This window comes from Brachybacterium sp. AOP43-C2-M15 (assembly GCF_052446295.1).
Lineage (GTDB): Bacteria > Actinomycetota > Actinomycetes > Actinomycetales > Dermabacteraceae > Brachybacterium.
Window position 1 is genome coordinate 206,709 of the sequence record NZ_JBQSWB010000001.1, and the last position, 23,577, is coordinate 230,285.

The 23,577-nt window shown below is 72.5% G+C and carries 20 protein-coding genes; 7 read left to right on the top strand and 13 right to left on the bottom strand.

Annotation, left to right across the window (positions count from 1 at the left end; translation table 11 throughout):
* Positions 1-56: 56 nt before the first annotated feature.
* Together ACT3SP_RS00900 and ACT3SP_RS00905 are read left to right on the top strand one after the other, a co-directional pair.
* Positions 57-1,205: a phosphotransferase family protein gene (locus ACT3SP_RS00900; protein WP_444585348.1), complete on the top strand. Its 1,149-nt coding sequence runs from the start codon at positions 57-59 to the stop codon at positions 1,203-1,205.
* A gap of 96 nt (positions 1,206-1,301) precedes the next feature.
* Positions 1,302-2,090, top strand: a complete 789-nt coding sequence (locus ACT3SP_RS00905; RefSeq protein WP_444585349.1) for a fructosamine kinase family protein — start codon at positions 1,302-1,304, stop codon at positions 2,088-2,090.
* 141 nt (positions 2,091-2,231) lie between these two features.
* On the opposite strand, the gene ACT3SP_RS00910 is transcribed toward ACT3SP_RS00905, so the two are convergent.
* From ACT3SP_RS00910 to ACT3SP_RS00940, 7 genes are all read right to left on the bottom strand, one after another.
* Positions 2,232-3,683: a hypothetical protein gene (locus ACT3SP_RS00910; protein WP_444585350.1), complete on the bottom strand. Its 1,452-nt coding sequence runs from the start codon at positions 3,681-3,683 to the stop codon at positions 2,232-2,234.
* 267 nt (positions 3,684-3,950) lie between these two features.
* Entirely contained in the window at positions 3,951-5,294 is a 1,344-nt protein-coding gene (gene gdhA, locus ACT3SP_RS00915; protein WP_444585351.1) for an NADP-specific glutamate dehydrogenase, read from the bottom strand.
* 239 nt (positions 5,295-5,533) lie between these two features.
* Complete coding sequence (locus ACT3SP_RS00920; protein ID WP_444585352.1) at positions 5,534-8,014, bottom strand: beta-N-acetylglucosaminidase domain-containing protein; 2,481 nt, start codon at positions 8,012-8,014, stop codon at positions 5,534-5,536.
* Between the two features lie 260 nt (positions 8,015-8,274).
* Positions 8,275-8,505: a helix-turn-helix transcriptional regulator gene (locus ACT3SP_RS00925; RefSeq protein ID WP_444585353.1), complete on the bottom strand. Its 231-nt coding sequence runs from the start codon at positions 8,503-8,505 to the stop codon at positions 8,275-8,277.
* Between the two features lie 12 nt (positions 8,506-8,517).
* The gene (locus ACT3SP_RS00930; RefSeq protein WP_444585354.1) at positions 8,518-8,904 is read right to left on the bottom strand and encodes a hypothetical protein; all 387 of its coding nucleotides are present in this window, start codon (positions 8,902-8,904) and stop codon (positions 8,518-8,520) included.
* A 58-nt stretch (positions 8,905-8,962) separates the two neighbouring features.
* Positions 8,963-9,733, bottom strand: coding sequence for a lysostaphin resistance A-like protein (locus ACT3SP_RS00935; RefSeq protein WP_444585355.1), 771 nt, complete (start codon positions 9,731-9,733; stop codon positions 8,963-8,965).
* Between the two features lie 156 nt (positions 9,734-9,889).
* On the bottom strand, positions 9,890-10,630 hold the full coding sequence (locus ACT3SP_RS00940) for a glycerophosphodiester phosphodiesterase (RefSeq protein ID WP_444585356.1): 741 nt from the start codon (positions 10,628-10,630) through the stop codon (positions 9,890-9,892).
* A gap of 238 nt (positions 10,631-10,868) precedes the next feature.
* Between ACT3SP_RS00940 and ACT3SP_RS00945 the strand changes: the two genes are divergently transcribed.
* The gene (locus ACT3SP_RS00945) at positions 10,869-11,534 is read left to right on the top strand and encodes a hypothetical protein (protein ID WP_444585357.1); all 666 of its coding nucleotides are present in this window, start codon (positions 10,869-10,871) and stop codon (positions 11,532-11,534) included.
* A gap of 26 nt (positions 11,535-11,560) precedes the next feature.
* Here the strand turns inward: ACT3SP_RS00945 and ACT3SP_RS00950 are convergent, their stop codons facing one another.
* The 4 genes from ACT3SP_RS00950 to ACT3SP_RS00965 form a co-directional block, all read right to left on the bottom strand.
* The gene (locus ACT3SP_RS00950) at positions 11,561-12,319 is read right to left on the bottom strand and encodes a glycerophosphodiester phosphodiesterase (protein ID WP_444585358.1); all 759 of its coding nucleotides are present in this window, start codon (positions 12,317-12,319) and stop codon (positions 11,561-11,563) included.
* Between the two features lie 98 nt (positions 12,320-12,417).
* Positions 12,418-13,806, bottom strand: a complete 1,389-nt coding sequence (locus tag ACT3SP_RS00955) for an ABC transporter substrate-binding protein (protein ID WP_444585359.1) — start codon at positions 13,804-13,806, stop codon at positions 12,418-12,420.
* 139 nt (positions 13,807-13,945) lie between these two features.
* Entirely contained in the window at positions 13,946-14,851 is a 906-nt protein-coding gene (locus tag ACT3SP_RS00960) for a carbohydrate ABC transporter permease (RefSeq protein WP_444585360.1), read from the bottom strand.
* A complete protein-coding gene (locus tag ACT3SP_RS00965) occupies positions 14,848-15,873 on the bottom strand; it encodes a carbohydrate ABC transporter permease (RefSeq protein WP_444585361.1) in 1,026 nt (341 codons plus the stop codon). The genes ACT3SP_RS00960 and ACT3SP_RS00965 overlap by 4 nt, the downstream gene beginning before the upstream one ends.
* Positions 15,874-16,367: 494 nt before the next feature.
* Here ACT3SP_RS00965 and ACT3SP_RS00970 point away from each other — a divergent pair, with 494 nt between their 5' ends.
* The gene (locus ACT3SP_RS00970; RefSeq protein WP_444585362.1) at positions 16,368-17,417 is read left to right on the top strand and encodes a LacI family DNA-binding transcriptional regulator; all 1,050 of its coding nucleotides are present in this window, start codon (positions 16,368-16,370) and stop codon (positions 17,415-17,417) included.
* Positions 17,418-17,449: 32 nt separating this feature from the next.
* Here ACT3SP_RS00970 and ACT3SP_RS00975 read toward each other — a convergent pair whose 3' ends face one another.
* Complete coding sequence (locus ACT3SP_RS00975) at positions 17,450-18,400, bottom strand: LysR family transcriptional regulator (RefSeq protein ID WP_444585363.1); 951 nt, start codon at positions 18,398-18,400, stop codon at positions 17,450-17,452.
* 92 nt (positions 18,401-18,492) lie between these two features.
* Here ACT3SP_RS00975 and ACT3SP_RS00980 point away from each other — a divergent pair, with 92 nt between their 5' ends.
* From ACT3SP_RS00980 to ACT3SP_RS00990, 3 genes are all read left to right on the top strand, one after another.
* Positions 18,493-20,241, top strand: coding sequence for an L-aspartate oxidase (locus ACT3SP_RS00980; protein WP_444585364.1), 1,749 nt, complete (start codon positions 18,493-18,495; stop codon positions 20,239-20,241).
* Positions 20,242-20,274: 33 nt separating this feature from the next.
* Positions 20,275-20,673: a VOC family protein gene (locus tag ACT3SP_RS00985; RefSeq protein WP_444585365.1), complete on the top strand. Its 399-nt coding sequence runs from the start codon at positions 20,275-20,277 to the stop codon at positions 20,671-20,673.
* A gap of 140 nt (positions 20,674-20,813) precedes the next feature.
* Positions 20,814-21,335, top strand: a complete 522-nt coding sequence (locus tag ACT3SP_RS00990) for a ferritin (protein WP_444585366.1) — start codon at positions 20,814-20,816, stop codon at positions 21,333-21,335.
* Between the two features lie 158 nt (positions 21,336-21,493).
* Here the strand turns inward: ACT3SP_RS00990 and ACT3SP_RS00995 are convergent, their stop codons facing one another.
* Positions 21,494-23,413: a glycoside hydrolase family 76 protein gene (locus ACT3SP_RS00995; protein ID WP_444585367.1), complete on the bottom strand. Its 1,920-nt coding sequence runs from the start codon at positions 23,411-23,413 to the stop codon at positions 21,494-21,496.
* Between the last annotated feature and the right edge of the window lie 164 nt (positions 23,414-23,577).

A 23,577-nucleotide genomic window follows, 5' to 3' on the forward strand; every position in this document is an offset into this window, starting at 1 on the left:
CGCGCAGGAGAGGGGAGCCCGCGTAGGATCGGTGGCCCCGCCTGCCAGGAGCCGCCATGGTCCCCGCTTCCCCCGACCACCCCGCGAGCCTGCTGGACCCCACCTCCCCCGCGATGGGCGAACGACTGGTCGAGGCCTGGCGCACCGGGCAGCTGGTGCTGCCTCTGGAGGACGAGGGCTCACCTCTGCGCCTGCCCGGACTGCACCGGTCCGTGCTGCCCTCCTCGCTGTCCGGACCGGCGCGGGTCGCTCTCGCGGGCGTCGGCGAGCGCTTCGCCGCCTGGCGGGTCATCCCCCAGGAGAACGCCCCGATCATCGTGCGGATCCCGCACGTCACGGCCGATGAGCTCCACCAGGACCTGGCCCGGGAGATCGCGGCCCTGACCCTGATCCCTCCGGAGGTCGGCCCGGCGCCGATCGCCGTCCACGACGATCCCGCGACCAGTCCGCTCGGCCATCGCTATGTCGTGGCGACGGAGATCCCCGGCACCGCCGCGGCCCCCGAGACCTGGACCGGCGCGCACCTGAGGGCCCACGCCGAGCGCCTCGCGCGCCTGCATGCCGTCCCCGCGCCGGGCCGCGGCCCGGTGACGCTGGGGACGGATCCGTGGGCGGCGGTGCCTCCCGGGCCCCAGCACCTCCTGCCCGAGGTCGAGGAGGAGGTGCGCTCCTGGCGGGCGCTCCACGGCGCGGTCCTCGACCAGCACGGGCTGGACCGCCTGCTCGACGCGGCGCTCGACCGGGTCGCCTCGGTCGAGGGGCAGATCGCGCAGCTGGACGGCTTCGTGCTCGCCCACGGGGACCTGTGCTCGACCAACATCCTGTGGCACGGGACCCAGGACGGGACGAGCGACCCGCAGGTGCGGTACATCGACTTCGAATGGGCCCAGGGGGACGATCCCGCCCGCGACCTGGCCATCCTCGGGGGCGCCGTGCACGGCGGGCCCTGGTACGTGCCGATGGCCGAGGAGCAGGTCGAGGAGTTCGTGGCCGTCTACGTGAGATCTCGCCGGGAGCACGGCGAGGTGCCCGCCTCGGTGTCGGACACGGCCTCGCTGCGCGAACGGATGCGGGCGTGGACCGCCTACGAGCGCAGCGCGATGCTGGTGCACGTCGCCTCGCGCGCCGCCACCCGCCGCTCCCACGGCCGTGTGCTGCCGGTTCTGCGCGCGACCCTCGCGGTGGAGCTCGGCGTCGACCCCTGACCCTCGGCCACCGGGCCGCACCTCCCGAGTGAGGACGGTCGCGCTCCCACCTGCAGGACTGGCCCCGCCCTGGTGCGGTCTGCCTACTGTGACCTCATGAGCGACTTCGTGAAGAACGGCCCCAACGCCCCCAAGGGATACCTCGCCGTCGAGGCCGCCGGTCTGCGCTGGTTGGCGGAGGCCGCGGCGATCCCCGTCGTCCCGGTGCTGGAGGAGGGCACGGACTTCCTGCGCCTGGAGCGCCTGGCGTCGGTGCCGCCGACGGTCGAGGCCGCCCGCGAGGCGGGCCGCGCGCTGGCGCGTCTGCACGACGCCGGCGCGCCCGCCTTCGGCTGGACCCCGGCCGAGGACGCCTGGTTCGGTCCGCTCGAGAGCCCCTTCGCGGTCGAGAGCATCGCGCGCGACGACTTCCCCGGGTACTGGGCCGAGGACCGCCTGCGGCCGCTGGCCGATGCCGTGACCCGGACCCTGGGGGCCGACGGCCACGACTCCGTGGACGAGGCCATCGACATCATCATCGACGGCGCCTTCGACGGCGTCAGCGGGCAGGGCGTCGAGGAGCCCGCCCGGGTCCACGGCGACCTGTGGTCCGGCAACCTGATGTGGACCGCGGACGGCGCCACCCTCATCGACCCGGCGGCGCACGGCGGGCACCGCCTCGAGGACCTCGCGATGCTCTCCCTGTTCGGGGCGCCGCATCTCGAGGAGATCTTCGAGGGCTACGAGTCCGAGCATCCTCTGCCCGGCGACTGGGAGCAGGATCTGCCCGCCCATCAGCTCTTCGGCCTGCTGGGCCACGTGCGCATCTTCGGCGAGGCCTACGTGGACCAGACCATCGCGACCGCCCAGGCGGTCACCGCGCGGGCGGAGCAGCTGGGCTTCTGAGCGCCGCGGGGCTTCTGAGCGCTGCGGGGCCCCCGAGCTCAGCGGGGCCTCCGAGCCGGACCTCGAACGGGCCCGGTGGGCGGACCCGTGCCCTCGGATCCGCCCACCGGGCCCCTGTCATCCGTCCCCTGACGGAGGGTCTCAGTGCTCGTGCTCGTCGTCCTCCTCGCCGTGGTCGTGACCCTCGTGGTCACCACCGCCGTCGGAGGAGTCCTCGTGCTCGTGGTCGTGCTCGTCCTCGCCCTCGTCCTCGGCGTCGTCCTCCCCGTGCGCGTCGGCGCCGGGGGCGACCTCGTACTCGCCGGACGCGGTGCCGGTGGTCACCTGGATCTCGTGCGGCACCACGGGCAGGTCGAGCTCGCGGTAGATCTCGCCGCTGGCCACGTCGACCATGGTGAGCTTCTGCGCGGCGGGGTCGACCACGAAGGCGGTGCCGTCGGCGACGTCGAGCATCGGGCCGGCCTCCTGCCAGTTGTCGGGCTCGGTCCACTCCTCGGTCACGGGGACCTCGTGGAGGATCTCGCCCGACTCGGGGTCGAGGATGTTCAGCTCGCCGTCGGCGGTGAGGACCAGCGCCTCGCCGTCCGGCCCGCGGTCCAGGGAGCGGAACCAGTACTCCGAGCCCAGGTCGACGATCTCCTGGGTGTCCGAGCGGGTGTCGATCAGCGCGATCTCCGTGGGGCGCTCGATGCCGCCGGCGGGATCGGCCTCGACCTTGTGATCGGCGAGGACGATCGGGGAGTCCTCGTCGCCCTTCTGGTTGCCGGAGCGCTGGTAGTCACCCTCGATGTCGACCTTGTGGAACTCGCCGTCGCGGTAGATGACCGAGCCGTTCTCGCAGCCCAGGCTGATGACATCGCCGGACTCGGTGGGCTGGGCGGCGGCCTCGCCGTGCACGCCCGGGCAGTCGTCGGTCTCGGCGGTCACGGTCCCCTCGGCGTCGAGCACCTGGACGGTGCTGCGCGAGTCCTCGGTGCCCTGGGTGGTCAGCAGCCCGCCGTCGGACAGCGGCACCGCGACGCCGTGGTGCGGGTCCTCGGTGCTGGTCTCCTCGAGCACGTCGAGCTCGCCCTCGCCCAGGGCGGTGGGGTCGATCAGGGTGATGGCGCCGGTGCCGTCGGCGAACAGGGCGGTGCGGTCGCCGTGCGGGACGACGTGCCCGGGCATGGGGGCGTCGATCGTGAGGTCCGTGAGGGCGGGGTCCTGCACGTAGTAGTGGAAGTGGTCGCCGTGGCCCTGGACCAGCAGTCCGGTGTCGTACATGGTGATCGCGTCGGAGGCGCTGACGGCGACGTGGCGCCCGTCGCCGGCGGGGTTCAGGCGCACGTAGCCCTCGACGTCCTCGGTGCCGAGGGTCGCGCCGTCGGAGGAGTCGATCGTGGTCACGCCGCCCTCATGGGCCAGCACGATCCGGGGGCTCAGGGCCCCGACCTCGGTGCGGTCCGAGGCGGGTGCCTCCTCCGCAGCACCGTCGCCCGCCCCGCCGTCGGAGGCGCCCGTACCGCCGCCGGTGCCGCCGCTGCACGCGGCGAGGGCGAGCACACCGACCCCGGCGAGCGCCACGACCCGCCGCTTCATGAAAACAGTTCTCATCAGATGCATGCCAGGAGATTACCAGGTACTGATAATCATTCCCATTCGAGGAGCTGTGCGCTGGGTCACGCCGCATGATCCCGCAGTCCCGGACCCTGCCACGGGTCCCGACACGACACGGCACGGCCCGGCACGGCCCGGCCTGCCATCGCACGACCAGCGCACGTGAAGGGCCCCTCGGGCGCGCGACGTGCGGGGCTGCACGTGCACGGCCCGAGGGGCCCTGGCTGCGCGTCGCGGGACTCGCCCGCGACCCGGCAGCACGGCTCAGATCACGCCGAAGGCGATCATCGCGTCGGCCACCTTGCGGAAGCCGGCGACGTTGGCGCCCACCGCGTAGTCACCGGGGCGACCCACCTCGTCAGCCGTCTCCAGGCAGGTGGCGTGGATGTTCTTCATGATCTCCGTGAGGCGCTGCTCGGTGTGGGCGAAGCTCCACGCGTCGCGGCTCGCGTTCTGCTGCATCTCGAGCGCCGAGGTGGCGACGCCGCCGGCGTTCGCGGCCTTGCCGGGACCGAAGGCGACGTCCGCCTCGCGCAGCACGCTGACGGCCTCCGGGGTGCAGGGCATGTTCGCCCCCTCGGAGACGGCCAGCACACCGTTCTCGACCAGGGTCTTCGCGGCGTTCTCGTCGAGCTCGTTCTGGGTGGCGCTGGGCAGGGCGATCTCGGCCGGGACGTCCCAGACGCTGCCGCCCTTGACGAAGCGGGCTCCCCCGCCGCGGCGCTCGGCGTACTCGTTGATGCGCCCGCGCTCGACCTCCTTGATCCGCAGCAGCAGCTCGAGGTCGATGCCGTTCTCGTCGACCACGTAGCCCGAGGAGTCCGAGGCGGTGATCGGGACGCCGCCGAGCTGGCGGGCCTTCTCGATCGCGTAGAGCGCGACGTTCCCGGAGCCGGAGACGGCGACGCGCCGGCCGTCGAAGGAGGAGCCGCGGGCCTTGAGCATCTCGTCGGCGAAGATGGCCGCGCCGTAGCCGGTGGCCTCCTTGCGCACGAGCGAGCCACCCCAGTCCAGGCCCTTGCCGGTGAGCACGCCCGCCTCGTAGCGGTTGGTCAGGCGCTTGTACTGGCCGAAGAGGAAGCCGATCTCGCGGGCACCCACGCCGATGTCGCCGGCGGGGACGTCCGTGTACTCGCCCATGTGGCGGTGCAGCTCGGTCATGAAGGACTGGCAGAAGCGCATGACCTCGCCGTCGCTGCGGCCGTGCGGGTCGAAGTCGGAGCCGCCCTTGCCGCCGCCGATCGGCAGCCCGGTCAGCGAGTTCTTGAAGATCTGCTCGAAGCCGAGGAACTTCACGATGCCGAGGTTCACGCTGGGGTGGAACCGCAGGCCGCCCTTGTAGGGGCCGAGCGCGGAGTTGTACTCGACGCGGAAGCCGCGGTTGACCTGGACGGTGCCCCGGTCGTCGACCCAGGGGACGCGGAAGATGATCTGGCGCTCGGGCTCGCACAGGCGCATCAGGATGCCGTGATCCTGGTACTCGGGGTGACGGGACTGGATGACCTCCAGCGACTCGAACACCTCCCGGACAGCCTGGTGGAACTCGGGCTCACCGGCATTGCGGCGGAGCACCTGGTCGTACGTGGCCTGGAGCGTCGAGTCGAGCATCGCGGTCCTTTCAGGGGTCCCTGGGGTCCCCGGTCCTCGGGGGCTCCGCGGAGGCGGAGGGCACGGAGCCGCCCACAGTACGCGGCGGGCCGTGCGCACGGAACGGGGCGTTCGATGCGTGAGCATGCAGGACCCTGTCGAGGCGATGCACTGGGCCGATGCTCCGCCGCCGCACGTGGCGGCCGTCACTCCGCACACGGCGACCGGCGCGGAGGCCCCCACCCCGATGCCGCCGCTCCTCAGGTGGCCGGCGGGTCCTCCCCCATGCCGAACTCGCGGATCTGCACCCACTGGCCGCCCGGGTTCTCCGCGGTCACGCGAAGGCGGCAGAAGCGGGCGTCGACGGGCTCGTCCAGGGTGGCCTCCGCCACCGGGGTGCCGTCGGTCGCACCGATCCCGGTCCAGGACTCCCCGTCGGCCGAGAGCTCGAGGGCTCCCTCGTAGATCTGGTCGCCGGCGGTCTGGTCGCTCGTCGCCATCTGCACCCGCACGAAGCGGATCGGGTGGCTCTCCTCCAGCTCGACCTGCACCACGTCACCGACCTCGGGGGCGCTGCTGGACCAGAACATGGTCTCGACGTCGTGGTCGACGATCCGCTCGATGGTGTGGTCCTGGTAGGTCGCCAGCGTGGTCGTCGCCGTGCCCGGCAGGCCCAGGAAGGGCAGCGACGGATGGTCCGGCAGCACCGCGCGCAGCTCCTCCCAGGCACGGGGGACGAACGCGTGGAACACCCCGTCGCCGACGCTCGGGACGATCTGGTCCTCCCTGTGCACGCCGTCCTCGCGCTGGTCCGGGACCGTGGCCCTCCCCGCCTCGACGAGGCGCTCGGTGGCGCGGGTCGCCGCGGCGGAGGCGTCCTCGAGGCGGTTCTCGGTGATGGCCCGGAGCATCTCGATCTGGGCGAGGAGAGCGCCGGCCCAGTGCCCGGCGGCGACGATCCAGGGCAGGGTGTCCTCGTAGAAGCCGGTCGACGCCATCTCGCCCAGGCGCGACTCGAGCTCGGTGATGGTGGTCAGTCGGCCCGCGAGGGCCGTCTCGTCGGCATCGCCCGCCTCGTGCGCGCTCCAGAACTCCTCGATGTCCGCACTGAGCGCCGGCGCGGTCGGGGAGCCGTCCCGGTAGGGCCAGTTCTGGTTCAGGTCGGTGAACACGCGCAGGTCCTCGCGGATCGAGGACTCCGGTCCCGCGAGCTCGTCGACCGCGGCCTCCCAGGAGGTCGCGGCGTCGTAGCCGGGCGGGTTCCAGCAGTAGTCGGCATAGTTCGCCAGGGAGATCAGCGAGGCGTAGGGCTGGATCATCGGGTTGACGGTGAAGCCGGCGAGGTGCTGGTGCAGGGTCGGCGCGCGCCCCTCGAGCGGGGTGAGGAAGAGGCGGTCGCGGCGGCCGTCGTTCACGGGGAAGTTGTCCCAGATGTACAGGTGGTCGGTGTGATAGCTCTCGACCGCCGCCACCACGGAGGCCTCGGTGATCGAGGGGGAGAACACGCCCTCGCCGGTCCACTGGATGCGGATCTCCGGGTCGGCACCTGTGCCGAAAGCGGTCTTGTACTCGGTGGGGCCGGAGCCGGTGTACCCGGTCGGGACGGTCTGCAGCGGGACCAGGTCGTGGGCCCGCACGTACTCCTCCTGAATCCGGTTCAGGTAGTGGACCTGCGCCTCGGGCAGGGAGCCGAACTGGGCGGCGTCCTCCTCGCCCAGCTCCCACGGGATGTCGTCCAGGGCGATGTAGAAGCTGGTCACACCCAGTTCGCGGAGCTGCTCGAACTTCGTGACCGTGGCCTCGAAGTCCTCGTCGGAGCAGTAGACGATGTCGTTGCCGGGCGAGAGGGCGTAGGTGAAGTCCACGTGGTGCGCGACGGCGGTCTCGACCAGCTCGGTGAGCTGGGCGAGCTGGTCGCCCTCGTAGAGCTCGCGCCATCTCGAGCGCAGCAGCAGATCGTCCTTCGGGGTGTAGATGTAGGTGTTCAGCTTGTGCCGGCCGTAGAAGGCGAAGTGGTCCAGGCGGGACCGGTGCGACCACGGGATGCCGTAGAACCCCTCGATCGCGCCGCGGATCTCCATCAGCGGCTCGTCGCGCAGGCGCACCGCGGGCACGGTGGTGGTGCCGTCCAGCAGCTGGCGGAGGGTCTGGACCGCGTAGAAGGTGCCCCGCGCGTCGCGCCCGGCGAGGACGGCGACGGGGGCGTCGTCGCGCCCGGCGGCCAGGACGTAGCCGTCGGCGGCGAGGCCGTCGGGCCCGTCGACCCCGAGGGCCTCGAGGGTCGGGGCGATCGTGGGGTTGTCCTCGGGGGTGCCCAGGTGCACGCGCCCAGCGGCGCCGGCCGCGGCGTCCGTGGCATCCGTGGTGTCCATGGCGTCCGCGGCGCCGGCGACGGACTCGGTGACGGTGCAGCCGACGCTCTCGAGCAGCTCGCGCAGGGCGGCCCGTGCGGCGGGGTCGGTGTCCTTGCCGACGAGGACGGTGACGCGGCGACCCAGCACCACGGCCCGGCCGCCGGCCTCGACGCCGAGGGGCGCGGGCCGCACGGAGGGGAGGCGGCCGGGCAGGGTCCCCTCCGCGAAGGCCCCGGCGGCGGGGAGGGCGAGCGTGCCGCAGGCGGCGAGCCCGAGTCCGAGGGCGCTGCGGCGGCTGAGGCCGGCCGGGGCGCGGCCTGCGACCGCCGAGGAGGCGTCGCGGGCCGCCGAGGATCGAGGACTGGAGGGGGATGTGGATCGATTCACCGTGATCGCCTTCCGGTGCCGCGGAGCGGCGGGATGCGGGGATGGACTGTTCCGGGGCACGCACGTCACTGTGACGCGCACCACGAACGACGAACACCGTAGCAGGGCGCCGCGGGCCGGGACCGCGAACGATGCCTGCCCGCCGTCGGCCCGGCGTGCCGGGCGGAGCACCCCGGTCGTCCTGCGCCGCGCTCCCCGGCGCGACGATCGGGCTTCTCGCCCCGCGGCTCCGCCGCGGCGCTCGATCTCAGCGCTCCACCTCAGACCCCCGACTCCGACGTCGACTCCGACGTCGGGTCCGGGCCCGGGGTGAAGATCTCCTCGATCGGGCACTCGAACAGGGCTGCGAGCCGGAAGGCGAGCGGGAGGGAGGGGTCGTACTTGTCGTTCTCGATGGCGATCACCGTCTGCCGGGAGACTCCCAGGGCCCGGCCGAGCTCGGCCTGGGACCAGCGGCGCTCGGCACGGCGGGCCTTGATGTCGTTGCGCATGACTCGGCCCTCTCAGCGGTAGCGGACGGCGGAGGCGATGGTGCCGACGATCCACGAGAGCATCAGGATCGAGAAGGCGAAGATCCAGTTCATCGCAGGCAGCAGGTAGAACTGCAGCACGCCGACGGCGAGGATCAGCGGGGTGGCGATGACGAAGGCGAGCAGGATCGCCTCGGCGATCTTGCGCCGCTCGAACTCGTCGCCGCTGCGGTACATGCCGATGTTCGCCCAGGCCATCAGACCCACGGCGGGCAGCACCAGCAGGGCGGGGAGCCACGCGGGGAAGCCGGTGCCCTCGGCGGCCACGGCCATGCCGAGCCCGGCGGCGTAGAGGGCGACGCCGCCGACGAAGCGGACGGCGAAGGTGCGGTTGGCCTGGCGGCGGAGGTCGGTGGTCATGGGGTGCTCCTCAGGTGAGATCGGCGGGTTCGGCGGGTTCGTTGTGGGGCGCCGCGGCTCAGAGCACGGCGAGCGCGAGCGTGGGCAGGCCCAGGAGCAGCAGGTCCAGGCCCCAGTGGGCGAGCACCAGGGGCAGCAGCCGACGCATCCAGAGCCAGAGCGCGCCCAGCAGCAGACCGGCGAGGACGGTGGTGAGCACCTTCGCCGCGACATCGGGCCCCGAGGTCAGGGAGAAGCCGACGTGCTGGACGCCGAAGACGAGGGCGACCGTGACCAGGGCACCGATCCGGCCCAGGCGGGGCTCGAGGCGGGGCTGGGCATAGCCGCGATACACGGACTCCTCCGCCAGGGCGATGGTCAGCGGGGCGATGAGCACGGCGGCCAGACCCACCCACAGCGGGACCACCGGGGCGGCGGTCGGCATCGGCGGCGCACCGCCGTGGACGATCAGGTTCGCCGCGATGTTGGCGGCGAGGAAGCCCAGCAGCAGGATCACGAGGAGCAGGGCGCCCCAGGCGAGGTCGATCCAGCGGAGGGGGCCGAACAGGTCGCGCAGCCGCCTCCCCTCGGCGCGCAGGGCGAGGGCCACCGCGCCGAGCGCGAGCACGTCGACGACCACGACGAGCGCGTTCGCATGGACGAGGGGAAGGCCCGCGGCGAGCAGACCGACCCCGAGCAGGAGGATCAGCACCGGTCGGGCGGCGAGCACGCCGACCACGCGCAGGAGAGGGGCGGACGGGGCGCCGGCAGAGGTCTCGTCGGGCCGCGGAACAGGCGTGACGCCGGTGGCTTCAGGGCTGATGAACGAAGTGCGAGCCGTCGTATCCATACCCCGAATGTAAGGGCTCCTTGACACTCAAGTCAAGGGTCCTTGACACGAAATGTCAATGGCCCTTGACGTGCCGGGGCGGAGCGTTCGGCACCCGGTGACGCGGGAGAGGAGCGTCGCCGCAGGGTGAGCGCGTCACCGCCGGACCTCCGCTCCTCACCCGAGGCGGACGTCGAGCTCGCGCTGCGCCCAGGCCGGGTCGTCGGTGGTGAGGGTGTCGACGCCGCAGGCGAGGGCGATCTCGAGCTGGGGCGCGGTGTTGACCGTCCAGGGGTTCACGGTCAGGCCCGCCTCGTGCGCCGCCCGGGCGGCGCGGAGGCTGAGACCGTCGATCGACGGGCCGATCGCGACCGCGCCGATCTCCTGCGCCGTGGCGAGCGCCTTCTCGTCGACCTGCTCGACGAGGTAGGAGACGGCGACGTCGGCGCCGCGGCGGATCTCGGCGAGCGCCTCGGCGTGGAACGAGATGACCGTCGAGGCCGCCGCGGGCGAGCCGGCCGGCAGAGCGCGCAGCACCTCGGCGACCGCCGTCGCGGCGGCGGCGACCTTGACCTCGATGAAGACGGGCACCGCGGTCGTCTCCAGCAGCTCCTCGAGGGAGGGGATCCGCTCCCCCTCCTGCAGCACCACCTCGTCGAGCTCGGCGCGGGTGAGCTCGCCGATGGCGCCGCTGCGGCGCGGCGAATCCTCCGCCGCCGTGCGGTCGATGGTCTCGTCGTGCATCACCACCACGTGTCCGTCGGCGCTCAGATGCACATCGCACTCGAGCAGCTGCGCTCCGTCCTCGATCGCGCGACGGAAGGCGGCGAGCGTGTTCTCCGGCGCGTGGGCGGAGGCTCCGCGATGACCGACGATCGCGGGGCGCTGCGGCTGGGACGGGGCGGACTGCGGGGTCATGGCTCTCCTGGATTTCGGCGATGGTGGACGGTCGGGATGGTGGACGGTCGGGATGGTGGATCGGCCCGCCGGGGACCGGGACAGGGCACCGCGGAGCTCGCAGCGACCTGGGATCCGGCATGACTGGACCCCCAGCATGACGTGGACCACACTGGGTGGCGGTGCTCCGACACGGGGTGCCGTGCCGCTCCGTCGGGGCGCGCACCGACCGGGCGGGGTACCCGGGGAGGGGTTGTTCATGATGAGGACGAGGCAGGAATCCGCACGGGACGAGGACGTCGCCGGCGCAGGGCGCAGGGTGCGCGCGCACGGCGCGGCGCACGCCACCGGGCGCGGCTCGGTGCACGGGCGAGGGGGCCGACGGATGGTCGCGCCGCTCGCCGGCATCGCGTTCGCCGCGGCGCTCGTCGCGGGGTGCGGGGGCGCCGAACAGCAGGAGACCGGGGAGGATCCCGCGGTCGAGGAGCCCGCGGCCGAGGAGGACGCCGAGACAGAGGACGACGCGGTCGAGGACGACGTCGAGACAGGCGACGACACGGCCGAGGACGACGCCGAGACAGGCGACGACACGGCCGAGGACGGCGAGACCGGGGACGACGGCTCGACCGGGGACGACGCCCCCTCCGAGGGGGAGAACCTCTTCGAGGGGACCTGGGGCTTCGGCCACGACTCCGCGGTGCTCAGCGCCGAGGAGCTCTCCACGCTGCTCGAGGAGGAGGCAGATGCTCGCGGGCCCGAGGAGATGACCCTCGGCGTCGAGTGCGGCGACGGCATCGACTCCGGCGCCGGGGACCTCGACGCGGAGTGCATCGCCTACGCGGACGAGGGCGTCGAGCACCTGTGGCTGATCACCGCCGGACCGGCCGACGGCGGGCTGGAGATCGAGGTCGAGAACGCCGGCTGAGGCCCGGGCGCGCACCGAGGTCCGTCTCAGCCGGCGGATCGGCTCGCCAGCTGGTCGAGGGCCCAGGCCGGGTCGTCGACGGTGAGCGTGTCGCAGCCGAGCTCGAGGGCCCGCGCGAGCTGCTCCTCGGTGCGGGCGGTCCACAGATTCAGCTGCGCCCCGATCTCCGCGGCCTGCTCGACGTCCGCCGGCACGGCGTCGACGATCCGCACCCCCACCTGGGAGACGCCCAGCTCCCGGCAGGAGAGCCACCACTCGGGCGAGGTCGCCTTCGTGGTGCGCATCAGCGGGATCCCCGGCGCCAGCTGAGCGGTGCGGCGCAGCGGCTCCTCGTGGAAGGAGATCACCCACGCCGGAGCGTCCGTCGGCTCCTGCCAGGAGAGCTCGCCGAAGTAGTCGCGGAGGATCCCGACCACGAGATCCGCGGCGGCGGGGTCCTTGATCTCCACCAGCAGCGGGATGCGGTCGCCGTCCTCGCGCACGGCCGTGTCGAGCACCTCGGCGAGGGTCGGGAGGTGCTCGCCCTCGCCCACCAGCACCTGGTCCAGCTCGGCGCGGGTGAGGTCCCCGACCCGTCCGGTGCGCAGCGGCGAGTCCTCCTGGGCGGTGCGGTCCAGGGTCGCGTCGTGGATGATCACGTCCCTGCCGTCGGAGCTCAGGTGCACATCGCACTCGAGCCACTGGGAGCCCTCGGCCGCACCGCGGCGGAAGGAGAGCAGGGTGTTCTCGGGCTCGAGAGCGGCGGCTCCGCGGTGGCCGACGATCGCGGGGTGCTGGGCGGTCATGGTCTCGATCTCCTCGCTGCGGGCACGCAGGCCCTGGTCGGGTCCGCGCCCGGGCCGTGCGAGGGCCCGGGGCGCGGGGTCGTGCGGACGGGGACGGCTCAGCTCCAGCCCTCGAAGGCGACGGCCTCGTAGTCCTCGCGGTTCGCGTCCAGTGTCTCCTGGAGCGTCCCGGCGAGGGCGGTGAGGACCTGCTCCGGATCCGCGCCGTCACCGTAGACCTGGCCCATCGCGGCACCGATCTCGGTGATCGAGCCCTGGTCCCAGTTGGTGTAGTCAGCGGTGCGGGCGTTCTCGAGCTGCGCCAGCGCGACCGCGTAGTTGGGGTTCTCGGCGACCAGGTCCTTGACGGCCTGCGTCTCCTGCGCGGCCTGGACGATGGGCACGTAGCCGGTGCCGATGTGCCACTCGGCGGACTTCTCGGGCTGGGCGAGGAAGCGGAACAGCTCGGCGCAGGCGTCCTGGCGGTCCTGCGAGTCGCTGCGCACGATCGAGAGGCCGGAGCCGCCGGTGGGCACCTGCTTCTCCTCCCCCTCCCTCGAGAGCATGAAGGCGGTGCCGATCTCGAAGACGCCCTCGGTGGCCGCGGTCTGCCCCGTCAACGAGGCGGTCGAGCCCCGCCAACCGGCGGCGAGCCCGGAGGCGAAGTCGGTGCCGGAATCCTGGGCGAGGTAGCCGTAGCCGTCGTCGTGCACGAACCGGCGCATCCACTCCAGCCAGGCGACGCCGCGCTCGTCGTCCAGGGTGACCTGGAGGTCCTCGGTGGAGTTCGCGCCGCCGAAGCCCCAGATGTCGGCCTGTCCGTGCCAGGCGTCGCCGCTGAAGGCCATCGCCGCCAGAGGGCGGCCGTCGACCTCGATCTTCGCGAGCTCGGGGGCGAAGGCCGCGAGGTCCTCCCACGTCTCGGGCCCCTCCTCGGGCAGGCCGGCCTCGAGGTAGCGGGTCTTGTTGTAGTAGAACAGCGGCGTCGAGCGGGCGAAGGGCACCACGTAGGTGTCACCGGCGGCCCTGCCCTCGGCGACGTAGTTCTCGATGAAGACGTCGAGGTTCCACTCGTCGTCGAAGTAGTCGTCCAGCGCGGCGAGCGCTCCGGCCTGGTGGAACTGCAGCCACTGCATCTCGGGGAAGCAGACGATGTCCGGGACGGTGCGGGCCTGGAGGGCGGCGGTGAACTTCTGGTTGAGATCCGCGTAGGTGCCGACGGACTCGGTGATCGCGACGATCTCGTCCTGCGACTCGTTGAACTCGGCGAACTGCCGGGTCAGCACCTCGTAGTTGGTGTCGGTGAAGGGCGCCCAGAACAGGATCGGGGTGCGGCCCTCGTACTCGGAGGGAACGGTGAGATCGGCCTGCGAGAAGCCGCTGCGCGGGCCCTCCCCGCTGTCGTCGCCGCCGGGGGCGCCGCAGGCGGCGAGAGCGGCCGCGCCGGCGCCGAGGCCGAGGCCGGCGAGCAGGCTGCGACGGGACGGGGTCAGGGGACTGCGGGTCATGGGTTCGCTCCTGGTGAGGGTGGGGGTGGAGGTCGGAGGTCGGGCGACGGGGCGCGTCGACGGGATCGCGCGGCGCCGACGGGATCGGGCCGGGTGCGAGCCGGAGTGAGGAAGGCGGGGGCGAGGATCGCCGGCCCGCTCACTTCATGGCACCGGCGGCGAGGCCGCCGATGATCCGCCGCTGGGCGAGGAAGAAGAGGAGCAGCATCGGCAGGGAGACGAACACGGCGCCGGCCATGATCGCGCCCCAGTTGCTGTACCCCTCCTGGCTGCGCAGGAACAGCAGGCCGATGGGCAGAGTGCGCATGTCCGTGGTGGAGGTGACGATGAGCGGCCACACGTACTCGTTCCACTTCCCGACCATCACGATCAGGGTGGCGGTGAGGATCATGGGGCTGGACAGCGGCACCACGATGGTGAGCATCCGCCGCAGGTGCCCGGCGCCGTCGATCTCCGCGGCCTGCAGGATGTCCTCGTCGATCGTGCGCATGGACTGGAACAGCAGGAACATCGCGAAGGCGCTCGCGACGCCGGGCAGGATGATCCCGGCATAGGAGTTCAGCCAGCCGAGGTTCGCGACGGTGAGGTAGTTGACGATCAGCGTCACATGGCCGGGCAGCATCATCGAGGCGATGATCAGCACGAATGCCGCCTTCTTGAACCGGAACTCGACGAACACGAAGGCGTAGGCGCACAGGACCGCGAGCGAGATCTCCAGCGCCGTTCCGACTCCGGTGGTGACGATCGAGTTCACGAAGAAGCGGTCGAAGGGCGCGCTGGTCCAGGCCACCACGAAGTTCTCGAGCGTCAGCTCGGTGGGGATCCACTGCAGGGGCCAGCTGTAGATGTCCTGACGCGGCTTCAGCGCGGAGGAGAACAGCCAGTACAGCGGGACCAGGAAGATCCCGATCGTGCCGAGGACGGCTGCGAACAGCAGGGCGGTCATCCAGCGCGGGCGACGCGGGCCGCGCTCGCGGCCCCGGTTGCGCGCAGCGGGCACGGCGGTGGGGGCGAGCCGGTCCGGATCGATGCTCAGGGTGCTCATTGGTCGTAGTTCACCTTCTTGTCGCCGTAGCGGACCTGCACGTACGTGATGACCAGCAGCAGGAGCAGCAGAACGGTCGCGGCGGCGGAGGCGGTGCCGATGTCGAACTTCTGGAACGCCTCCTCGTAGACCATCCAGCTCAGGGTGCTGGAGGAGGTCCCGGGGCCGCCGCCGGTCATGATCGAGATGATGTCGAAGGCCTGCGCGGCGGAGATGATGCCCGTGATCGAGAGGAAGAACGTGATCGGGCTCAGCAGCGGCAGGGTGAGGTGGCGGAACAGCGTCCAGCCGTGCGCGCCGTCGAGCGCCGCCGCCTCGTAGAGGTCCTTGGGCAGGTCGAGGATCGCGGTGTAGCAGATGACGGTGACGAAGCCGAGGCGCTGCCAGGTGTACGCGATCGTGATCGCCCACAGCGACCAGTCCGAGGTGGTGGTCCAGGCCGGCGAGTCGGTGCCCAGCAGGGAGAACGCCCAGCGGGAGAGACCGTAGTTCGGGTCGAACATGAACAGCCACAGGATGCCGACGGCCGCGCCGGGGAGCATGTGCGGGGCGAAGGCCATGGTCTGCGCGAAGCCCGTCAGGGGCAGCTTGGTCGCCAGCAGGCTGCCCAGCAGCAGCCCCAGCACGAGGGAGCCGACCACGCTCACGCCGGTGAAGATCAGGGTGTTGGCCATGACCTGGCCGAAGCTCGCGTCGGTGAACAGGTCGATGTAGTTGTCGAACCCCACCCACTCGGGGTTCGGGGACACGAAGTCCCAGTCGAAGAAGCTCAGCGCGATGTTGTAGAGCGCGGGATAGTACGAGAAGACGATGATCGCCAGGAGGTTCGGGGCGATGAGCGCGCCGAACAGGAGGGCGTCGCGGCGCGCGCGGCGGCGGCGTTGCGGGGACCGGCGGCGCCCCTGGACGCCTGCCTCCGCGGCGGGCGGCGGAGGGGTGGCCGGGCCCGCGGACGGCTCCGCCTGATCGGCCCCGGACGGGACCGCGGGGTCCGTGCGGGGGCTGCGGGCTGTGATCGACATGGGAGCGCTCCCAGCTTCCTGTGCGGAGGGCGGCCGGCGAGGGGCCGGAGAGCACCCCCGGGGACGGCACGGTGGTCGAGTGGTCGAGCGGTCGGCAGGTCGCCGGATGGCCCGTGCGCTGCCCGACGGACGAGCGGAGGTCACCCCACGCTCCGTCGACAGTCCTCACCGTAGGCAGTGGCGAGAGGGCCGCCAAGACCACGTTCGTGCAGGTGAATCCGGGGTGAACGCCGCCTGTCGGCGCTGGTGGGAGCGCTCCCACACCGCCGTCGGACCGCGGGATCCGACCCGTCGGGCCTCTCGGAGGGGCCGGATCCATCCGATGTTCACCGCGCCGTCGGCAAGAGTTCCGCCGACGGCGCTCCCGGCCGCACCTCCCCGCACCCGGACTTCACCAGCGGGTCACCGCCCGGACGCCGTGCGTCCGCTCCCTCGCAGTAGCCTGCGTCGATCGCACCGCACGCGGACGGTGCCGCGCAGCGGGAGGAGGCGGCATGGACCGGGCCCCGACGATGGAGGACGTGGCCCGTGCGGCCGGGGTCTCCCGCTCGACGGTCTCGCGGGTGTTCAGGAACGACGGCGAGCGCGTCTCGCCGGACGCGCTCATCGCGATCCATGAGGCCGCCCGCCGCCTGGGCTACGTGCACAACCTCGTCGCGAGCGGGCTGGCGATGCGCCGGGAGCGCCAGCTGGGGCTGCTGGTGCGGGACGCGACCAACCCCGCCTACGGCCACCTCCACGCCGAGATGCACCGCGCCGTGGAGGCGGCCGGCCGGCCCCTCATCTCGGTGACCGCGTTCCGCCATGCGTCCGGCGCCGCGGAGGTCGAGGGGCTGCGGCGCCTCATCGGCCAGCGCGTGGCCGGGGTGTTCGTGGGCACCGGGGTCACCGCCGCGGAGGACCTGGTCGAGACCGTCACCTCGACACCGCTGATGATCGTCGGCCGACCCAACACGCATCCGCGAATCGAGTCCGTGAGCTACGACGAGCGCGCTCACGGGCGCATGATGGCGCAGGAGATCGCCGCGCGCGGCCATCGCCGCATCGCGGTCCTCACCGCGCCGCTCCTCTACTCCCGCGTGTTCGACCTGCGGATCCGCAGCCTCCTCGAACGCTGCCGGGAGCTGGGCCTCAGCACGATGCCGGTGGACCTGCTGCCGGTCGAGCAGGGGGTGGTCCGCGCCCTCGACCTGGCGAGCGAGCAGGATCTGAGCTGCATCGTCTGCCCGGTCGACTACGTCGCCCTGGACCTGCTGCGCGCCGCCGCCGCTCGCGGGGTGCGGGTCCCCGAGGACGTCAGCACGGTGGGCTTCGACGGGCTCGGCGACGGGCTGGACCTGCTGGGCCTGGCGACCCTCCGCCTGCCGGTCGCCGAGGTCGCCTGCACGGCCGTGGCCCGGATGGAGGAGCTGCTGCGGCCCGAGCAGGCCTCCCCCACGAGCTCACCGGCCCTCGAGCCGCGCACGGCCCGGCACCTGAGGAGGGAGGGGGCGTTCGTCCCCGGGAGGACGCTCGGGGCGGTGCCCGATCGCCTGCGGGGATGACGGCCGGGGGGCACCGCGGGGATGACGAGGGGTCACCGCGGGGATGACGGTCGGAGGGGATCTCCTCCCTCCCGGCGCAGCACCCCCGGAAGATCCGTCCCGGCGACCGTCTCGAACACCAGCTCCTGCATCGTCTCCGCCGCGGCGGAGAGCCGGACCCCGCGTCGACGGGCCAGGTTCACGGTGCGGCGCAGCTCCGGGTCCGTCAGCCGGGCGTGCTGCAGACCGGGGCGGTCCGCCACCACCATCGCCGGCACCACCGCCACGCCGATCCCGCGCTCGACGAAGCGCAGCACCGCGTCCATCTCCGCCCCCTCGACAGTGATCGTGGGTGTCAGGGACCGGGCGGCGAAGGCGGCGTCGGTCGCCGAGCGCAGGTCGTAGCTGCGATGGAAGGCGACCTGAGGCATGGTGGCCAGCTGTGCGAGGCCGATCTGCTCGGGCAGCGGCTCGGCGCGCGTCGCGGAGGAGACCACCACCAGCTCCTCGGTGAGCAGCTCGATCAGCTCCGCCCCCTCGGCCTCGAGGGCGTCCTCGCGCGTGATGACGACGGCGAGATCGAGCTCGCCCTGCTGCAGCCGCTCCAGCAGCGCATGTGTCCCGGCCTCGCTGACCTGCAGGTCCACGCCGGGGTGACGAGTGCTGAAGTGCGCCAGCACGTCCGCCACGAGGGAGACGCACAGGGTGGGCGGAGCACCGAGGTGCACCCTCCCTCGCCGCAGACCGGCCAGCTCGTCGAGCTCGCGACGGGCGGCTGCGGCGTCGGCCAGCATGCGGCGTGCGATCGGCAGCAGGACCCGGCCCGCCTCGGTGGGCGCGGCGCCGTGGCGGCCGCGCTCGAGCAGCAGGGCGCCGACGTCGGCCTCGAGGGTCGCGATCTGTCGCGAGAGCGAGGGCTGGGCGAGGTAGAGCTCCTGGGCGGCGCGCGTGAAGGTGCCCAGACGGACCACCGCCTCGAAGGTGCGCAGATGGTCGAGCCGCATGGGCCGAGGATACAGCTCCATAGCGGATGCGCATCGCGGTCACACGATTCCGGTATTAGCCGTATCGACTGTGCGTGCCTAGCGTGGTCGGCATGAGCATCGCCGCCTCCCCCGACCGTCTCCTGACCACGTCCGTCCTCGTCATCGGCACCGGCGGTGCCGGCCTGCGCGCCTCGATCGAGCTGGCCGAGCGCGGCGTCCAGGTGCTCGCCGTCGGCAAGCGCCGCCGGCACGACGCCCACACCACCCTCGCCGCCGGCGGCATCAACGCGGCCCTGGGCACCCTCGACCCCGAGGACTCCTGGGAGCAGCACGCCGCGGACACCCTGCGCGAGTCCTACTACCTCGCCGATCCGGAGGTGGTCGAGACCGTCACCCGCCACGCCGCCCGCGGCATCGAGGACCTCGAGCGCTGGGGCATGCCCTTCGCCCGCGAGGCCGACGGCCGCCTCTCCCAGCGCTTCTTCGGCGCCCACACCCACCGCCGCACCTGCTACGCCGGCGACTACACGGGCCTGGAGATCCAGCGCACCCTGATGCGCCGGGCCGCGGAGCTCTCGGTGCCCGTCATCGACACCGTGTACATCACCCGACTGCTCGTCGCCGACGGCACGATCTTCGGGGCCTACGGCTTCGACGTGGTCACCGGACAGGGCGTGCAGATCAACGCCGACGCGGTGATCCTCGCCGCCGGCGGCCACACCCGCATCTGGCGTGTCACCTCCTCGCGGCGCGACGAGAACACCGGGGACTCCTTCCGCCTCGCCGCCCTCGCGGGAGCCCGGATCCGTGATGCCGAGCTGGTGCAGTTCCACCCCTCGGGCCTGCTCGAGCCCGAGGACGCCGCCGGCACCCTGGTCTCCGAGGCCGCGCGCGGCGAGGGCGGCGTGCTGCGCAACGCCGACGGAGAGCGGTTCATGGAGCGCTACGACCCCGAGCGCATGGAGCTGTCCACCCGGGACCGGGTGGCGCTGGCGAACTTCACCGAGATCGCGGAGGGGCGCGGCACCGAGCACGGCGGCGTGCTGCTGGACGTCTCCCACCTGCCGCGCGAGCAGATCCTCGCGAAGCTGCCGCGGGTCCACCGCACCCTGATCGACCTGCAGATGCTCGACATCACCACCACTCCCATCGAGATCGCGCCCACCGCGCACTACTCGATGGGCGGGGTGTGGGTGCGCCCCGGGGACCACGGCACCGGGGTGGAGGGGCTGTACGCGATCGGCGAGGCCGCCTCCGGCCTGCACGGCGCGAACCGGCTCGGTGGCAACTCCCTGATCGAGCTGCTGGTGTACGGGCGGATCACCGGCCGGGCCGCCGCCGAGCACGCCGCCTCACGCACCGCGGTGCACCGCGACCCCGCCGCGGTCGCCGAGGCCCGCGCCGAGCAGGCCGCGCTGCTCGCGGGCGACGGGACCGAGGTGCCGCGCCGCCTGCAGCGCGAGGTGCGCGACGTGATGACCGAGCACGCCGGCGTGGTCCGCTCCGAGGAGGGCCTGCGCACGGGCCTGGAGAGGATCTCCGCCCTCGAGGAGCGTGCACGGGACGTGACCGCCCACCCGGACGTCTCGGGCTTCGACGATCTCGCCCACGCCTTCGACCTCAAGGGCTCCCTGCTCGCGGCCCGGGCGACCCTCGAGTGCGCGCTCGAGCGCCGCGAGACCCGCGGGTGCCACAACCGCTCCGACTTCCCCGAGCAGGATCCGGCCCTTCGGGGGAACATGGTGTGGACGCCCGGCGGCGGCGTGGACTTCGAGCAGCTGCCCGAGATCCCGTCGCGGATCCGCGCCCTGGCCGAGCAGCACCTCGAGCACTCCCTCCGCGGCAAGCTCGTGGAGTGACACGCCACCCCCACCCGACGAGGAGCACGCACGATGCGCATCACGAAGAGGTTCATGGTCCTGGACGCCGCCGATCCGGGCGCGGAGGCCGCCTTCTGGGCGGGGGTGCTCGGCGGCGAGGCGGTGCTCGCGGCCGACGAGGGCCCCTTCGCCGGGTGGCACGAGGTGATCGTGGACGGCCGGATCGAGCTCGGCGTGCAGCCGACGCCCGACCACATCGCGCCCACCTGGAAGAGCCCTGACCCGTCGGCGCAGAGGCAGCAGATCCATCCGGACCTCTACGTCGCCCGCGAGGACGCCCCGGCCGCAGTGCAGGAGGTGCTCGCGCTCGGAGCGCGGATGCTGCAGGAGGCGGAGGACCCGTCGGTCGACGGCGGGTTCCACGTGCTCGCGGACCCGGCGGGGCACCCGTTCTGCATCTGCTGGGAATGACCGCGGCCGCCCCCGTCCCGGCGGGTGCTCCGCGACGGGCCCCGGGGCGGTCAGGTTAGCCTGCCCGAACCGCAACAGTGCAGGTCAGGCAAGGCTTTCCATGGATGACAAAGTCGGTGGAGGGGTCTATCGTCGTGCCCATGAAGCTCAGCAATGACCTTGAGAAGAAGTTCCAGGACCAGATCACCCTCGAGTTCGCGGCGTCGATCACCTACCGCCAGCTCGCCATCGAGGCGGACGAGCAGGACCTCCCCGGCATCGCCGCGTGGCTGCGCCACCAGGCCGACGAGGAGATCGTGCACGCCAACAAGTTCATCCAGCACGTCTCGGACCGTGGCAACCATGCCGCCATCGGCGCCATCGAGGCGCCCGGCGTGAAGCCCGGCCTCTCGGTGCTCGAGATCTTCGAGGCCGCCCTCGCCCACGAGGAGAAGGTCTCCGAGTCGATCCGCGAGCTCTACCGCAGCGCGGACAAGGAGGGGGACTACGACTCCCGCCCGCTGCTGAACTGGTTCGTCGACGAGCAGATCGAGGAAGAGGCGACCGCCTCCGAGATCATCGGCCGCGTGAAGCTGATCGGCGACGACGGCTCGGGCCTGCTGCGGCTGGACTCCGAGCTGGGCGCACGTCCCACCCAGTCCACCGAGGCCGACGACGACTGATCCCCCGAGGTCGCGGGGGCGCACGCCCCACGACCATCGCCGCGCCGCCCCACCTCGGCGGTGACCGCCGGGCACGCCCCCTGACGCGTCGGAATGCGCCCGTCATTCCGACATGTCAGGGGGCGTGCCTGCGTCGGCGCGGAGCTGCGCCCCGCGGGTCAGGACGTGCTGTGCTCCACGGCCACGCGATGCACCTGGCCTCCCCAGCCGTCCTCCGGGAAGGCGTCGGAGACGCGCAGCAGCACGGCCCTGTCCTCGCCGGGGAGGTACGGGGTCAGATCGAGGGGATGATCGGCCCGGTTGGAGGCGTCCCGGATCGGCTCCTCCTCGCGCAGCACCTCCGTCCAGCTCTCGCCGTCCGGGCTCAGCTCGACCACGAACTGGTTGGAGATGGTCACGGTGGCCTCCGCCGAGGTGGTGCTCGACGGGAACGGGAAGCGGTAGGCGAACGAGCTGGTGCCGTCCGCGAAGCGGCCGGGCTCGTCGGTCACCCCGGAGCCGGAGTCCTCCCACAGCCACGGAGCGTCCTCGTCGGTGCCGGCGATGAACTCGATCCGGCGCGCCGCCACGACGCGCGTCCGGGCGGTCTGCTCGAGGCCCGAGTGCGTGCTCACGTCGACCCGGATCTCGTGCTCGCCGTCGGCGGCATCGGGCGGGACCGTCACGGAGGCGGGGATCGCGACCCTCGCGACCTCGCCGTCCCCGTGCCCTGCCGGCAGCTCCAGGTCGACGGCGCGGGGGAGGTCCACGCTCCAGCCGCTGGGCGCCTCCGCGGTCAGGCGCGCGGACACGCGGCGGGCGCCCGCGGCGGTCGCGGTCACGGTCAGCTCGACCTCGCGGGTCGAGGGGACCCCGTCGGGGATCACCACCGGCGGGCGGGTCAGCGATGCGGTCAGCGACCGCGGCGCGCCGTCGACGGGAACGTCGGCGATGAGGGCGCTGAGGGCGCTGGCCTGGGTGCGCCAGTCGGCGACGTTCGGGGACTCCGCGGTCGCCTCGCCGCTCCATCGCACGCCGAGACGGTCGGCCGCGGTGCGACTGCGCTCCCAGATCGTCGCCGCCTGGTGCGCGACGACCTCCCGGTAGCGGGCATCGCCGGTGGTGTCGGCGAGGTCCATGAGATAGCGCAGGAAGATGCCCTTGAACTGCTTGTGGTTGTCGTTGGTGGTCTCGCCGAGGGCGTCCGTCCACTCGACGAGGATCCCGTCCTCGACCAGGGCACCCTCGACGAGCGCGGCGTCCGCGAAGGCGCGGGCGCGCTCCAGCAGGTCCGGATCGCCGGTGGCGCGCCACAGCTCGAGCGCCGCACCGACGGCCAGTCCCTGGTTGTAGGTGTAGACGTGGTCGCCGTTGTTCTCGCACGAGTCGGTGAGCCCGTCGTTGAGCAGGCCCTCCTGGTTGATCATCCCGCTGTCGAGGTACCAGCCCCAGGCCTCCTGGGCGCGCTCGAGCCACATCGTGTCCCCCGGGATCCGCTGGTGCAGCTGGGCGGTCAGGCGGATCCACTGCCCGTTGGTGACGGCGTTCTTGTAGGTGCGCTCCTCGTCCCACCAGATCCCTCCGCCGCAGGTGCGGGGATCCCAGAAGTCGTTCATGAACTCACCGATGAGGACGGCCATGTCGAGGTACTTCGGGTCGCCCGTGAGGTCGAAGGCGCACATCCAGGTCAGCGCCCACCAGCCGGAGTCGTCGATCGCGCGGCTGGTGAAGTTCCCGTAGATCTCGTCGCCGGAGAGCTCCCCGGCCGGGAAGGGACCCTTGTTCTGCTCGAAGGTGAGATCGAGCTGCTCGAGGTGGCGCAGGTCCCCGCTGCGCAGCATGTAGTCGCCGATGGTCTGCAGCGCGACGGCGGAGTTCCACCAGCTCGAGGGGAACCATGCCTTGTGCTCGTCGTAGTCGCCCATCAGCACGTCGGCGGCGGCCCGGGCGCGGGAGAGCGCCTGGGGACCGTCCGCGCGCGGCGGCGCATCCTGGGACGACGGGTCCGCCTGCGCGGAGGCGGCGGTCGCGAGGACCGGCACGGCGGCGGCGGTGAGGACGGCGAGGGTGCGGCGGGACATCGTCATCGATGTGCTCACGATCTTGGTCTCAGGTGCGGGAGGCGTGGGAGGCGTGGGCGGTGTCCACGCCGTGGGAGCCGTCGAGGCCATCGGCGGCGTCGGAGGGCCGCCTCGGAGGAGAGCGGCCCGGCCGTCGTCGAGCCTTCCATTCCCCGCCCCCGGGGTCAACGACTCCCCCACCT